At 69.2% G+C, this 12,488-nt stretch carries 15 protein-coding genes and 1 pseudogene; 10 read left to right on the forward strand and 6 right to left on the reverse strand.

Going from position 1 to position 12,488, the window contains the following annotated elements; translation table 11 throughout:
• Positions 1-61 precede the first annotated feature (61 nt).
• Complete coding sequence (locus tag ACFVWW_RS31200) at positions 62-577, forward strand: DinB family protein (RefSeq protein ID WP_384187985.1); 516 nt, start codon at positions 62-64, stop codon at positions 575-577.
• Between the two features lie 33 nt (positions 578-610).
• Here the strand turns inward: ACFVWW_RS31200 and ACFVWW_RS31205 are convergent.
• Together ACFVWW_RS31205 and ACFVWW_RS31210 are read right to left on the reverse strand one after the other, a co-directional pair.
• Positions 611-929, reverse strand: a pseudogene (locus ACFVWW_RS31205) (transposase); the annotation flags it as partial.
• A 53-nt stretch (positions 930-982) separates the two neighbouring features.
• The gene (locus ACFVWW_RS31210; protein WP_386877805.1) at positions 983-1,966 is read right to left on the reverse strand and encodes a phosphotransferase family protein; all 984 of its coding nucleotides are present in this window, start codon (positions 1,964-1,966) and stop codon (positions 983-985) included.
• Positions 1,967-2,177: 211 nt separating this feature from the next.
• Here ACFVWW_RS31210 and ACFVWW_RS31215 point away from each other — a divergent pair, with 211 nt between their 5' ends.
• On the forward strand, positions 2,178-2,615 hold the full coding sequence (locus ACFVWW_RS31215; RefSeq protein WP_386877804.1) for a hypothetical protein: 438 nt from the start codon (positions 2,178-2,180) through the stop codon (positions 2,613-2,615).
• A 160-nt stretch (positions 2,616-2,775) separates the two neighbouring features.
• Positions 2,776-4,011: an IS701 family transposase gene (locus ACFVWW_RS31220; protein ID WP_386877803.1), complete on the forward strand. Its 1,236-nt coding sequence runs from the start codon at positions 2,776-2,778 to the stop codon at positions 4,009-4,011.
• A gap of 24 nt (positions 4,012-4,035) precedes the next feature.
• On the opposite strand, the gene ACFVWW_RS31225 is transcribed toward ACFVWW_RS31220, so the two are convergent.
• The 3 genes from ACFVWW_RS31225 to ACFVWW_RS31235 are packed head-to-tail and all read right to left on the reverse strand — an operon-like array spanning position 4,036 to position 5,319.
• Positions 4,036-4,251: a DUF397 domain-containing protein gene (locus tag ACFVWW_RS31225; RefSeq protein ID WP_384187979.1), complete on the reverse strand. Its 216-nt coding sequence runs from the start codon at positions 4,249-4,251 to the stop codon at positions 4,036-4,038.
• Between the two features lie 29 nt (positions 4,252-4,280).
• Positions 4,281-4,496, reverse strand: a complete 216-nt coding sequence (locus tag ACFVWW_RS31230) for a DUF397 domain-containing protein (RefSeq protein WP_386877802.1) — start codon at positions 4,494-4,496, stop codon at positions 4,281-4,283.
• On the reverse strand, positions 4,480-5,319 hold the full coding sequence (locus tag ACFVWW_RS31235) for a Scr1 family TA system antitoxin-like transcriptional regulator (RefSeq protein ID WP_384331411.1): 840 nt from the start codon (positions 5,317-5,319) through the stop codon (positions 4,480-4,482). Before ACFVWW_RS31235 ends, ACFVWW_RS31230 begins: the two co-directional genes overlap by 17 nt.
• Before the next feature lie 365 nt (positions 5,320-5,684).
• On the opposite strand from ACFVWW_RS31235, the gene ACFVWW_RS31240 reads away from it, so the two are divergent.
• From ACFVWW_RS31240 to ACFVWW_RS31255, 4 genes are all read left to right on the forward strand, one after another.
• Positions 5,685-6,137: an ATP-binding protein gene (locus tag ACFVWW_RS31240; RefSeq protein WP_384187975.1), complete on the forward strand. Its 453-nt coding sequence runs from the start codon at positions 5,685-5,687 to the stop codon at positions 6,135-6,137.
• 83 nt (positions 6,138-6,220) lie between these two features.
• Positions 6,221-6,748, forward strand: coding sequence for a pyridoxamine 5'-phosphate oxidase family protein (locus ACFVWW_RS31245; protein ID WP_384187973.1), 528 nt, complete (start codon positions 6,221-6,223; stop codon positions 6,746-6,748).
• Between the two features lie 272 nt (positions 6,749-7,020).
• The gene (locus tag ACFVWW_RS31250) at positions 7,021-7,224 is read left to right on the forward strand and encodes a cold-shock protein (protein ID WP_015607926.1); all 204 of its coding nucleotides are present in this window, start codon (positions 7,021-7,023) and stop codon (positions 7,222-7,224) included.
• 91 nt (positions 7,225-7,315) lie between these two features.
• Entirely contained in the window at positions 7,316-8,848 is a 1,533-nt protein-coding gene (locus ACFVWW_RS31255) for a DEAD/DEAH box helicase (RefSeq protein WP_384187971.1), read from the forward strand.
• A gap of 147 nt (positions 8,849-8,995) precedes the next feature.
• On the opposite strand, the gene ACFVWW_RS31260 is transcribed toward ACFVWW_RS31255, so the two are convergent.
• On the reverse strand, positions 8,996-9,385 hold the full coding sequence (locus ACFVWW_RS31260; RefSeq protein WP_384188120.1) for an ArsR/SmtB family transcription factor: 390 nt from the start codon (positions 9,383-9,385) through the stop codon (positions 8,996-8,998).
• Between the two features lie 94 nt (positions 9,386-9,479).
• Between ACFVWW_RS31260 and ACFVWW_RS31265 the strand changes: the two genes are divergently transcribed.
• The 3 genes from ACFVWW_RS31265 to ACFVWW_RS31275 all read left to right on the forward strand — a co-directional run bounded on the left by ACFVWW_RS31265 (position 9,480) and on the right by ACFVWW_RS31275 (position 12,472).
• Positions 9,480-11,486, forward strand: a complete 2,007-nt coding sequence (locus ACFVWW_RS31265) for a heavy metal translocating P-type ATPase (protein WP_384187969.1) — start codon at positions 9,480-9,482, stop codon at positions 11,484-11,486.
• Positions 11,483-11,917, forward strand: coding sequence for a (2Fe-2S) ferredoxin domain-containing protein (locus tag ACFVWW_RS31270; protein WP_384187967.1), 435 nt, complete (start codon positions 11,483-11,485; stop codon positions 11,915-11,917). The genes ACFVWW_RS31265 and ACFVWW_RS31270 overlap by 4 nt, the downstream gene beginning before the upstream one ends.
• Positions 11,918-12,082: 165 nt before the next feature.
• A complete protein-coding gene (locus ACFVWW_RS31275; RefSeq protein WP_384187964.1) occupies positions 12,083-12,472 on the forward strand; it encodes a ribonuclease domain-containing protein in 390 nt (129 codons plus the stop codon).
• Positions 12,473-12,488: the final 16 nt, after the last annotated feature.

Below are 12,488 nucleotides of genomic sequence, written 5' to 3' on the forward strand. Positions count from 1 at the left end.
GGCTTCACGCGGCTTCTAAATCACGCGACGCCGCCTCCGAGCTGTGGGAACCTCACCCGCGATGACACAACGAACCGATACACCCCCCACGTGGGACGAACGTACACAGTTGGCCACCTTTCTGGATTACTCCCGTGCCACGGCGCGAGCCAAGTGTGAGGGCTTGTCCGAGGAAGATGCCCGCAAGGCACCGCTCCCGAATTCACCGTTGATGACGATGTGCGGGCTGATCAGCCACCTGCGATGGGTCGAGCATCACTGGGTCCAGGTGATGTTTCTCGGTGAGGAGCCCGAGGGGCCGCTCACGGCTGCGACCGACGACGACCCCGACCCCGAGATGCGGACCGCGGTCGACGTCCCGTTGCCCCAGCTTCTCGCCGAGTACGAGGAACAGAGCACCCGCTATCGCCGCCTGGTGGCCGACCGCGACCTGAACTCAACGGCCGAGCGTCCCATCAGCGACGGCCGCCACGTGGACCTGCGCTGGGTGCTCCTCCACCTCATCGAAGAGATCTCCCGCCACAACGGTCACCTCGACGTCGTGCGTGAACTCGTCGACGGACAGACCGGCGTCTAGGCCCTGCCTGGCATTGATGGGCGGAGCCAGAGCCTGATCGAGGCGAGGGTGACGGTGCCGTGGAAGATGTAGGCGCGTCTGGCGTCGGCCCAGGTAGCGGTGGTTGCGGAGGGAGGAGTACGCCTTGTCGCCGCCGAGGTGATCAGGCCGGGTGCGCGGGTGTCCGCCGCTGAGGCGGCTGACGCGGATGCGTTCCATGACCGGGATGAGCTGCGGGGCGTCGCCCCACTGCCCCGGCGTGATCAGCAAGGCCAGAGGGCGGCGCCGACCAGTGTCGATGCCGCTCGTACACGGTCTTCCACGGACCGAAACCGGCAGGCAGATCCCGCCACGGCATTCCGGTGCGCAGCCGATTCACCGAGTTGGCAGGGTGGAAACGGCCGGTTTTGGGGCTGGTGGTTGCCGTTACGAGGATCGAATCGTGGGTGGGTTGAGGACGTACTCGCCCGGCGCGCTGTGGGCCAGCGCGGCCACGATGTCGGCGTTGGACCGTACTTCGTCCCAGCGGCGTTGGAAGGTGCAGTAGGCGATGGCATCGAGGCCGATATGGATGAGGTAGGCGTGGAGGCGCTCGCGCAGGTGGGTTGGAGGCGGGCCGGTGGTGCGCCAGTGGTCCAGCAACGCGGCGTAGATATCGACTCCGCGCCACTGCGGGTACCACGGCCACCAGTAGATGAGCCAGGCCGCATCGTAGAGGCTGTCGCCGTACAGGGCGTTGCCCCAGTCCAGCACGGCGGTGACGGTGCCGCCGGCAGCGAGGACGTTGTGACTGAGCAGGTCGCCGTGGATCATGTGGCGCTCGTCGGGCAGGTACGGCGCCAGTGCGGCGAGCGCGGCCAGCCCGGCTTCCACCGGCCCGAGCCCGAACTCGGAGTTGGCCAGCGCCGCTCTCCAGCCGGGCACCCGGGCCGTCTCGGTGCCGATGGCCAGCAACGCGTCCGGCCAGGAGTCGTACGGAGCTTGCCCGTCCGGGGTCCAGATGCCGTAGCCGGCGGTGCCGGCCAGGTCGATTCTGCCGATGGCGTCGAGCGTGGTCAGCAGGCTCGGCAGCGTCAGCGCCACGTCGGTTGCGGGGAGGTCGTCGAACCCGATCCCGTGGGCGCGTGTCGAGATCGCATAGTGCCAGGTGTCGACCACGCCCCGGGCCAGCACCGGCGGCACGGGCAGGCCGGGCCCGGCGAAACCGGCGACGAGTTCGTCTTTGGCGAAGTCCGTACCCTGTGCCCCGATGCGCAGGACCGCCTCCACGCCATCGATGGTCATCTCGAACGCCTGAGACCAGGCGCCGGCCGCCAGCGGCTGTGGTTCGGTCGCGCGCGCCCCGAAGGCCGTGTGCACGAGCCGTCGGGCCAGGTCCAGCAGCACGGCGGGGGCAGGTTCGTTGGGCACCCGGGCATGCTAGTGCTGTGACCGTATCGCCGCCGACCGGATGCGTCGTCACATCCAAGCGACGCAAGGTCGGTCAGCGCCAACCCGGTGATCGTTTCCGGTCGCAGCACTAGTACTCCGGCTGTAGATCGTGATCTTGATGCTTTCGGCGGGGTTCCCTGGGCTCGTGCGGGGGCTGTCCCGAGGCCGTCTGAGCAGACACCATGCACGGGTGAGCATCATCATCAAGTACTTCATCGCCCCTGACGACACCTCGGCGGCAAGCATCGTGGAGAGCGGGCCGGAGGGAGTCTTCGGCTCATTGAGCTGCGGCAACTTCGATGCATCCGAGGCGGTGATCGAGTGGGAGAGCCTGCTCACCGGGCAGAGCTTCGAGGCTCTCGTCGCATCCGATGAGCCGCATACGATTGCTGACCCGGGAGAAGAGGACGGCCCACTTCTGTTCGTCATCTCGTCTGCGCTTCAAGGGGCGCTGGCCGGTGCTTCGGCAGATCGCCTTGCCGGAGTCGGCGAGTTGTGGATCCAGGAACGGGCCACCGAGGGCGAGGCGTTCGACCCGGAGATGGCGGGGGAACTCATGAGTGATCTGGCGGGCCTGGCCCGCACCGCCGAGGCGTGGGGGCACGGCCTGTACTGCTGGATGGCCTAGCGTCCCGGCCGTCGCCGCGCGATCCCGCCATGCGAACCAGGGACGAGATGGTTGCGGCCACCGGTGATCATCGCGGTTTGTGAAGACAACGAACGATCAAGCGGTGGCCGCAGGTCACAGCGTAGACCCGGCCCGATGGCAGGACGCGTTCGAGGGCCTGATGAACCGGATCGCGGGTCGTTTCGCGCGCGTGGAACCCCGGCGGCGAGTCAAGCGGCTGGTGCTTGGACTCCTGTCGGACCTTCCGCGCAAGAACTGCTGGATGATCGCCGAGTGGGTCGGGGAATCCAGTCCGGACGCCATGCACCACCTGCTCAGCCGGGCCAAATGGGACGCCGACGCGGTCCGTGACGACGTGCGGGGCTATGTGGTGGAACATCTGCACGACGAGCGGGCGGTGCTGGTAGTCGACGAGACCGGCGACGTGAAGAAGGGCATCGGCACGGTCGGCGTCCAGCGCCAGTACACCGGCACCGCCGGCAGGATCGAGAATGCACAGGTTGCCGTCTACCTGGTCTACGCCGGTCGGCGCGGGCACGCCGCGGTGGACCGGGAGTTGTACGTCCCACGTTCCTGGACCTCTGATCCCGACCGCTGTCGTGTCGCCGGGCTCGGTGAGGACACCACCTTCGCCACCAAGCCGGAACTGGCCGCGCGCATGGTTGCCCGGTTCCTGGACGCCGGCCACCGGGCTGCGTGGGTGGCGGGCGACGAGGTCTACGGCGGTAACCCGAAACTGCGCACCGCACTGGAGGAACGCAGCACCGGCTACGTTCTCGCGGTGGCCTGCTCACACGAAGTCGCCACCGCGGCCGGGAAGTTCCGCGCCGACACCCTGGCCAAGAAGGTACCCAAACGCGGCTGGCAGAAGCTGTCGGCCGGAGCCGGAGCGAAGGGCCACCGCTATTACGACTGGGCTGTCATCGATCTCGTCGACCCCCGGCCCGGGAGTCGGCAGCTGTTGATCCGACGGAACCGCAGCAGCGGCGAACTCGCCTACTACCGTTGCTATTCGCCCACAGCGGTGCCGCTGACCGAACTGGTGCGAGTGGCTGGATCGAGGTGGCGAGTGGAGGAGTTCTTCCAGTCCGGCAAGGGCCTGGCCGGACTGGACGAGCACCAGGTCCGCCGCTACATGTCCTGGTCCCGATGGGTCACCCTCAGCGTGCTTGCCCACGCCTTCCTCGCTGTCGTCCGAGCCGACGAGCACGACCGCCAGCCGATACCGCAAGGCCTCATACCGCTCACCTGCAACGAGATCCAGCGCCTGTTCATCACCCTCGTCATCCGGCCCACGCACGATGCCGCCCACCGGCTCAGTTGGTCCGACTGGCGACGCCGACACCAGGCCGGATCCCAAACCAGTCATTACCAGAGGCAAGCCGCTGAAGTATGAAGATCACGATCTACAGCCGGAGTACTAGGCGGGAAGTTCTCCGTGTTTGACGGCGGTGATGAAGGTGGACCAGTGGTGGGTGGGGAAGAGGATGGCGGGGCCGTGCGGGTTCTTGCTGTCGCGGACGGGAACGGCGGCGGGGTAGCCGTCGGAGACCTCGACGCACGCGCCGTCTCCGTTGTTGCTGTAGCTGGACTTGCGCCAAGCGGCCAGAGCGGATGCGTCAGGAATCGTCTTCATCTTCGTATTCTCCCAGGTGTCCAGTGCGTTCAGGCGGGAAGTTCTCCGTGCTTGACGGCGGTGATGAAGGTGGACCAGTAGTGGGTGGGGAAGAGGATGGCGGGGCCGTGCGGGTCCTTGCTGTCACGGACAGGGACGGCAGCGGGGTAGCCGTCGGAGACCTCGACGCACCCGCCGGCCGCGTTCTCGCTGTAGCTCGACTTGCGCCAGGTGACCAGAGCGGAAGCGTCAGGAATCGAGTTCATCTTCATACTCTTTCAGGTATCTGCGGATCAGGTCGAGAGATTCATCGACCGTCGAAGCCATCGCGCGAACCACGTCAAAGCGCTCAGTCAGCTCAACCACCGCCTTCGTTGACTCTACTGCTTCGCCGGAGTCGAAGCTCTCGACCAGCGCAATCGTCCCGCCCTCCCCCAAGGTCATGAGGGTCATACTCCCTCCCAGCATGGCGTGCATGCCCCTGTTGAACGGGAGAATCTGAATCACCGTGCGAGGCCGAGTGGCCATCTGTAGGAGATGGCGTAGCTGCTCAACCATGTGCTGCGTGAACAGCATTGGGCGTTTCAGGGCGGCTTCGTCGATGATCGCCCAGTAGGGGAGTGCCTCTTCGCGTTGAAAAATCCGCTGTCTGCGCATACGGATAGCGACGCGCTCGTTCAGCTCGTCTTCCGGCTCGCTGGGGAGCGCCCTGCGGAACAGCTCCCGTGCATACTCTTCTGTCTGGAGGAGTCCGGGGATCAGGCTGCTCGTGAAGACCTGGATTCGCTCGGCCGACGGCTCCTTGCTGATAAATCGCCGACTGTAGTCGGGAATCAGCGAGTCGTGCGCCATCTCCAACAGCTCGGCCAACACCCCATCGGTGTCGAAGAATTGGTCCAACAGACTCACCAGAGCTTCGGACGGTAGCTGGTCTCCCAACTCCACCCGACCGAGATAGCTGTGCGAGTAGCCGCCCACATGTTCGGAGAGTTGACGGAGTGACAGTCCCTTCCGTTCTCGCAGGCGACGTACCCGCCTGCCCAGCCTCAACCGTGGTGTGAGCTTGCCCGATTCGTTGTTCAGCTCCACTTCGATCGAACCTTCCTTCGCCTAAGTCGCCGTCTACGGACGGCCTTTGGTGACAGCTCGGATATGTACTCAGTGTGCCCGATGGGGGAGGGTGTTACCACCCCTTCCCTAATCGGAACAGAGCCGAAGTGAGGCTTCTCCGAAGGGAATTCAATAAATGCCGTGGGGGCGGTTCCGCCTGGCCACATCGCCACATGGAAAGACCCCCGCGACGTTGCTGGACGTCCGGGGGCGTGGCCGACGCTTAGTGAAGGAGCGCCAACAATGGTGGAGTTTATCGTCCGCCTCTTCGATTCGCTGCCGCGAGTCTTGTTTTCGCCAGTGGGCTGTCGGCCGGCGGTGGCCTGATGGCGCACGGACCGGGCATGAGCGACGCCCACTCCCCGTTCGGCGACGCCGTCGTTCTGCGGTGGAGCCGGCATGCCAGCTGTGTCGGACTCGCGCGGCTGGAGTTGCGTAAGGCGCTTGCCGACTGGGGGCTTTCGGCCCTGGAGGACTCGGCCCTGCTGATCCTCTCCGAGTTACTCACGAACGCCGCCCGGCACGCCCGGGTGTCCCCGGGGCGGGAGATCGAGACCCGGTATGTGCCGCGCCCCGACGGCGGGCTGCGTATCGAGGTGCACGACGCCTCCTCCGAGCAGCCGCAGCAGCGGACGCCGGAGCTTGATGACAGCGGTGGCCGGGGGCTGATCCTCGTGGACGCGTTGTCGGACGTCTGGGGTGTCAGTGAGCGCCGTGGGCCCGGGAAGATGGTCTGGGCGCATGTGTCGCTCCCGCCCGGCACGGAACCCGGTCACGCTCCGTCGTCGCCCCGCTGAGAGGTAGGCCCGCCGGTCTGGTTGCGCGCATCCCGTCGGGAAAGGCGACAGAAGATGTCTGGTATCCGGGGTTGGCTGGACGTATGACACACACCTGGGCCGATTTCGTCTCGGCGGAGCCCCGCTTCGCCGAGACCGTGCGGCGGCGATTCGAGCAGTACACCCACCATGTCCTCGCGACTCTCCGCAAGGACGGCTCCCCGCGGGTGACGGGGCTCGAAGTCTTCTTCCGTTCCGGGGAGCTGTGGCTCGGCATGATGCCCAATTCCCGCAAGGCCCAGGATCTGCTGCGCGATCCGCGCTTCGCCGTGCACGCGAACCCGGGCGGAGGCGGCGACAGAGGCGACGGGAACGGCGACGGGATCGCGGCGGACGGAGACGTCAGGGTCGGCGGGCGGGCGGTGGAGGTGAGCGACGAGAGCGTGATCGCGCGGTTCGTCGCGGAGGTCCGGCCGCCGCTGCCGTTCCATCTCTTCCGGGTGGAGCTCGCCGAGGTCGTACAGACCCGGGTCGAGGGAGAAGATCTTGTCGTACGGGTCTGGCGGCCGGGCCGGCCGCTGCGCACCGTACGGCGCGGGAACGACGACAGCGCGCCGCGCGAGGACGGCTGAGGGCGAGGGGCAGGCGAGGGCGCGCGGGGGGAGATCCGGCCGTCGGCGGGGGTCGTGATCATCGGGGTGTGTCGGGCTCGATGTGCGCGGCCGGGGCGTGCTAGGCTGACTGCGTTGCAGTTTTGGTACCCATGAACTTTATGTGCGCCTGACGGGAATGTTCCTCAGGCGCATTATTGTTTTTGCCGGCTTCTCCGGATGGGGCTCAATGCGGCGACGAGGAATTCGTAAAGTGCGGATTTCCGGCTCTGCACCTGTTTTAGGAGAATGACATGGCTACTGGCACCGTGAAGTGGTTCAACTCGGAAAAGGGCTTCGGCTTCATTGAGCAGGACGGCGGCGGCGCCGACGTCTTCGCCCACTACTCGAACATCGCCACCCAGGGCTTCCGTGAGCTCCAGGAGGGCCAGAAGGTCTCGTTCGACGTCACGCAGGGCCAGAAGGGCCCGCAGGCGGAGAACATCGTCCCGGCCTAATTTCCGGACGCGTACCTCGTGCCGGGGCCCGCACCGTGCAGGTGCGGGCCCCGGCTCGCGCTGTCCTCAGGCCCAGGAAGGCTTTTTCCGAATGACCCGACCCGAACGCCCGGCCCGTGCTGCCCGACCCGCCGGTAAGCGCCCGGTGAATTCCCGCGCCAAGGGGCCTGCGAAGGCACCCGCCCGCCGCGCCGTCGCGCGCCCGCAGGAATTCACGCTGCCGGAGACCATTACCCCCGCACTGCCGGCCGTCGAGGCGTTCGACGAGCTGGACATGCCTGCCGGCCTGTTGAAGACACTCACCGCCCAGGGTGTGACCGAGCCGTTCCCCATCCAGGGCGCGACGCTGCCGAACTCCCTCGCGGGCCGCGACATCCTCGGCCGGGGACGTACCGGATCCGGCAAGACCCTCGCCTTCGGTCTGGCGCTCCTCGCCCGCACCGCGGGCCGGCGTGCCGAGCCCCGTGCGCCCTTCGCGATGGTGCTGGTGCCCACGCGTGAGCTGGCGCAGCAGGTGACCGACGCGCTCACCCCGTACGCGACCGCCATGAACCTGAAGCTGGCCACGGTCGTCGGCGGGCTCTCGATCAGCAAGCAGGCGGGCGCGCTGCGGCGCGGCGCCGAGGTGCTCGTCGCGACCCCCGGACGGCTCAAGGACCTCATCGAGCGCGGCGACTGCCGGCTCGACCGCGTCTCGATCACGGTGCTCGACGAGGCCGACCAGATGGCCGACATGGGCTTCATGCCCCAGGTCACGGCGCTGCTCAAGCAGGTCGAGCCGGACGGGCAGCGGATGCTGTTCTCGGCGACGCTGGACAAGAACATCGACCGGCTCGTACGGCTGTACCTGACGGACCCCGTGGTCCACTCCGTCGACCCGTCCCAGGGCGCGGTCACCACGATGGAGCACCACGTGCTCTACGTCGCGGACGAGACCGACAAGAAGGCCGTCACCACGCGGATCGCGGCGCGTGACGGCCGGGTGCTGCTCTTCCTGGACACCAAGCGGTCCGTGGACCGGCTGGTGAAGCGGCTACTGGCCAGCGGCGTACGCGCCGCCGGACTGCACGGCGGCCGCTCGCAGCCGCAGCGCAACCGGACGCTCGACCAGTTCAAGACCGGCCAGGTCACCGCCCTCGTCGCGACCAATGTCGCGGCCCGTGGCATCCATGTCGACGATCTCGACCTGGTCGTGAACGTCGACCCGCCCGTCGACCACAAGGACTATCTGCACCGTGGCGGGCGCACCGCCCGTGCGGGGGAGTCCGGCAGTGTGGTCACGCTGGTGCTGCCCGAGCAGCGGCGGGAGATGACCCGGCTGATGTCGGACGCGGGGATCGACCCCAGGTCCGCGCGGATCAAGTCCACGGACGAGGAGCTGGCGCAGCTCACCGGTGCGCGGGAGCCCTCCGGGGTGGCCGTCACCATCGAGGTGCCGCAGCCCGTCGTCCAGGCGAAGCAGAAGCCGCGCACGGCCCGTCCGGCACGGAAGAACCCGGGCACAGGCGCGGGTACGGGTACGGGTGGAGGCGCGGCCCGGCTGGGCGGCGCCGCACGCGGCAGCCGTGGCCGCCGCGGCCGCCCGGGACGCGGCGCCGAAGGCGGCCGCCGCACCGCTGCCTGACCCCGGCGCCGCCTGCCCGCAGGACGGACCACGACGAAGCCCGGCACCGCGCCCAGCGCGCTGCCGGGCTTTCGTCTGTGTGGACCAGTGCGGACCTGTACGGACCTGTACGGACGAAGCGCGGGGTGCGACAGGTGCCGGCGAGCGTTACCGCCGGGCCGTCGCCGGTTCCGCTTCGTCGGCCGCCGCGTCGTGCAGGCCCAGGCGCAGGTGCTCGACGTGGAACAGGGCCTGGTCCAGCAGTTCGGCCACGTGATGGTCGTAGAGGGCGTAGACGATCGAGCGGCCGCGGCGTTCGCCCGTCACCAGTCCCAGGTTGCGCAGCAGGCGGAGCTGGTGGGAGCAGGCGGACGGTTCCATGCCGACGGCCTCGGCGAGATCCCCGACCGCGCACGGGCCTTCCTGGAGACGGGCCAGGATGTACAGCCGCGAGGGGGTGGTCAGGGCCTGAAGGGTCGCGGCCACGTCCGCCGTCCCCACGGCGTCCAGACGCTCGCGGGTGGTGGCGGTGTTCTTGCCGTCGGCTCCATGACCCATGGCGTCCATCCTACCGATGACGCATGAAGACCTGTTCAGATATTCCTGTACGGTGGAGATGTCGTCGTCCTCCGCCGTGAAGGGTCGTTCCGTCATGCCCTCTGTCCTGCTCCAGCGCCCCGGACGGCCGGTGCCGGCTGCTGCGGCGACGGCGCCGCGGCGCCGTACGCGGGTGTTCGCGGTGGCGGAGGCCCGCTGGGCCGGGGCCGCCGTGGCGCTGTTCCTGGTCGCGCTGCCACTCCAGCTGACCGGCGCCCCGGCCTGGGCGTGGGGCCCGCTGTACGCCGCCGCCTACCTCACCGGCGGCTGGGAGCCGGCCAGGGAGGGAGTGCGGGCGCTGCGGGAGCGGACGCTGGACGTGGACCTGCTGATGATCGTGGCCGCGATCGGTGCGGCGGCGATCGGGCAGGTGATGGACGGCGCGCTGCTGATCGTCATCTTCGCCACCTCCGGCGCCCTGGAGTCGCTGGCCACCGCCCGTACCCAGGACGCGGTCCGCGGCCTGCTCGATCTCGCCCCCACCACCGCCACCCGCCTCGGCGGCGACGGCGCGGAGGAGACGGTCGCCACCGCGCACCTCGCGGTCGGCGACATCATCCTCATCCGCCCGGGCGAGCGCGTCGGCGCCGACGGCCGGGTTCTGGACGGGGCCGGCGAAGTCGACCAGGCCACCATTACCGGGGAGCCGCTGCCGGTGGTGAAGGAGGCCGGGGACGAGGTCTTCGCCGGCACCCTGAACGGCACCGGCGCCCTACGGGTCCGGGTGGAGCGGGACGCCTCCGACTCCGTGATCGCCCGGATCGTGGCGATGGTCGAGGAAGCCTCCGCGACCAAGGCCCCCACCCAGCTGTTCATCGAGAAGATCGAACAGCGGTACAGCCTCGGCATGGTCGCCGCCACCCTGGCTGTCTTCGCGATCCCCCTGGGCTTCGGCGGCGACCTGACCAGCTCGCTGCTGCGGGCGATGACCTTCATGATCGTCGCCTCGCCGTGTGCGGTGGTGCTGGCCACCATGCCGCCCCTGCTCTCCGCCATCGCCACCGCCGGACGTCACGGCGTCCTGGTCAAGTCCGCCGTCGTGATGGAACGCCTCGCGCAGGTCGACGCGGTCGCCCTGGACAAGACCGGCACCCTCACCGAAGGCACCCCGCGCGTCACCGACGTCCGCCCGCTGCCCGGCAGCGATCTGACGGAGGGTGGCCTGCTGGCCCTGGCGGCCGCCGCCGAGCACCCCAGCGAACACCCCCTGGCCCGCGCCGTCGTCGACGCAGCCCGCGCCCGCGGCCTCACCATCCCCGCCGCCGTGGGCTTCGCCTCCGCCCCGGGCATCGGGGTCAGCGTCCGCGTCGACGGCCGCACGATCGCGGTCGGAGCCCCGGCCCGGCTGCCGGGCGACGCCACGGGCGCGACATCGGCTCAAGCTTCGGAGGAGGTACGCGAGGTGGAGGACGGCGGCCGGACCGCGGTCCTCGTCCAGCGCGACGGCGTCCCGGTCGGTGTGCTGGGCATCGCCGACCGGCTGCGGCCGGACGCGGCCGCCACCGTCGCCTCCCTGGCCGCACTGACCGGCAGGACGCCGATGCTGGTGACCGGCGACAATCCGCGCGCCGCCGCCCGCCTCGCGGCGGAGGCCGGCATCACGGACGTCCGCGCCGGGCTGCTGCCCCAGGACAAGGTCGCCGCCGTCCGCGAGCAGGAGACCGCGGGGCGCAGGGTGCTGGTCGTCGGCGACGGCGTCAACGACGCCCCCGCGCTGGCCGCCGCCCATACCGGCATCGCCATGGGCCGGGCCGGTTCCGACCTCGCTCTGGAGACCGCCGACGCCGTCATCGTCCGCGACGAACTGGCCACGGTCCCCACCGTCATCGCGCTCGCGCGCATGGCCCGCCGTCTGGTGGTGCAGAATCTGGTGATCGCCGGGGTGTTCCTCTCCGGCCTGGTCGTCTGGGACCTGGTGGGGCATCTGCCGCTGCCGCTCGGTGTGCTGGGGCATGAGGGCTCGACCGTCATCGTCGGACTCAACGGGCTGCGGCTGCTGCGCGACGCCGCGTGGAACCGCGCGGCCACAACGGAACGGACAACGGAAAGGGGCCGCGCGTGAGCCGCCGTGGCAAGAAGACCGCTCCCGTCACGGGGGCGGCCGCCGGGCCTGTCGTCACGGGGACGGCCAGGCCCACCGTCACGGTCTGCCGCGGCTGTTGCTGCGGCACCCCCGCCAAAGTCCCGCGCCTCGACCACGAGGCCCAGCTCACCGACCTGCGTACCGCGCTGGCCGGGGTCGCCATGGTGCGGCGTACCGACTGCCTGGACGCGTGCGAGCGCGCCAACGTCATCGTCATCCAGCCCTCCGCCGAGGGCCGTCGGGCCGGTGGCCGTCCCGTCTGGCTCGGCCAGGTCAACGACCCCGGCGCCGCGGCCGACATCACCGCCTGGGTGAAGGACGGCGGACCCGGCCTCGCCGAGCCGCCCGGCATCCTCGACCTCTACACCTTCACCCCGTCACGCCGGGTCCGGCACGAACTCGAAGGCTGATCGCACCGCCGGGCCGTCGTCCGCCCCGTCTGCCCCAGCCGCCGATGGGCCGGCCGCCGAGCCGGTGTACGGAGCGCGACCGGGCCACGCGCGCCGGTTAACTTCCCGGAAATTCCGTGCGGTTGGCATTGACGTGTCCCTGTCTACGCGCGTCATTATGAGCGCATGCGAATTCCCCCACGTATCGCCACCCTTGGTGGCCTCGCCGCCCTCGTCTCGACTCTCCTCGTCGGTGGAGTCACCGCCACCGCTACCGCCGCCCCCGCCGCGGTCGGCAGCATCTGCTACTCCAAGCTGCCGTCCCAGGCCCACGACACCCTCGACCTGATCGACGCCGGCGGGCCCTTCCCGTACAAGCAGGACGGCGCCGTCTTCCAGAACCGCGAGCGGATCCTGCCGAGCCAGTCGACCGGCTACTACCACGAGTACACCGTCATCACGCCGGGCTCCCCCGACCGCGGCGCGCGCCGCATCGTCACGGGCAACAAGACCAACGAGGACTACTACACCTCCAACCACTACGCCTCGTTCTCGCTCGTCAACTACGGCTGCTGAGCGGAAGGTAATCTCC

Source organism: Streptomyces sp. NPDC058198 (assembly GCF_042882605.1).
Classification (GTDB): Bacteria; Actinomycetota; Actinomycetes; order Streptomycetales; family Streptomycetaceae; genus Streptomyces.

Coding starts and splice junctions, on each gene's coding strand:
- ACFVWW_RS31200 (WP_384187985.1), top strand. CDS start 62: ATGACACAACGAACCGATACACCCCCCACGTGGGACGAACGTACACAG.
- ACFVWW_RS31220 (WP_386877803.1), top strand. CDS start 2,776: ATGAACCGGATCGCGGGTCGTTTCGCGCGCGTGGAACCCCGGCGGCGA.
- ACFVWW_RS31225 (WP_384187979.1), bottom strand. CDS start 4,251: ATGAAGACGATTCCTGACGCATCCGCTCTGGCCGCTTGGCGCAAGTCC.
- ACFVWW_RS31230 (WP_386877802.1), bottom strand. CDS start 4,496: ATGAACTCGATTCCTGACGCTTCCGCTCTGGTCACCTGGCGCAAGTCG.
- ACFVWW_RS31240 (WP_384187975.1), top strand. CDS start 5,685: ATGAGCGACGCCCACTCCCCGTTCGGCGACGCCGTCGTTCTGCGGTGG.
- ACFVWW_RS31245 (WP_384187973.1), top strand. CDS start 6,221: ATGACACACACCTGGGCCGATTTCGTCTCGGCGGAGCCCCGCTTCGCC.
- ACFVWW_RS31250 (WP_015607926.1), top strand. CDS start 7,021: ATGGCTACTGGCACCGTGAAGTGGTTCAACTCGGAAAAGGGCTTCGGC.
- ACFVWW_RS31255 (WP_384187971.1), top strand. CDS start 7,316: ATGACCCGACCCGAACGCCCGGCCCGTGCTGCCCGACCCGCCGGTAAG.
- ACFVWW_RS31260 (WP_384188120.1), bottom strand. CDS start 9,385: ATGGGTCATGGAGCCGACGGCAAGAACACCGCCACCACCCGCGAGCGT.
- ACFVWW_RS31265 (WP_384187969.1), top strand. CDS start 9,480: ATGCCCTCTGTCCTGCTCCAGCGCCCCGGACGGCCGGTGCCGGCTGCT.
- ACFVWW_RS31275 (WP_384187964.1), top strand. CDS start 12,083: ATGCGAATTCCCCCACGTATCGCCACCCTTGGTGGCCTCGCCGCCCTC.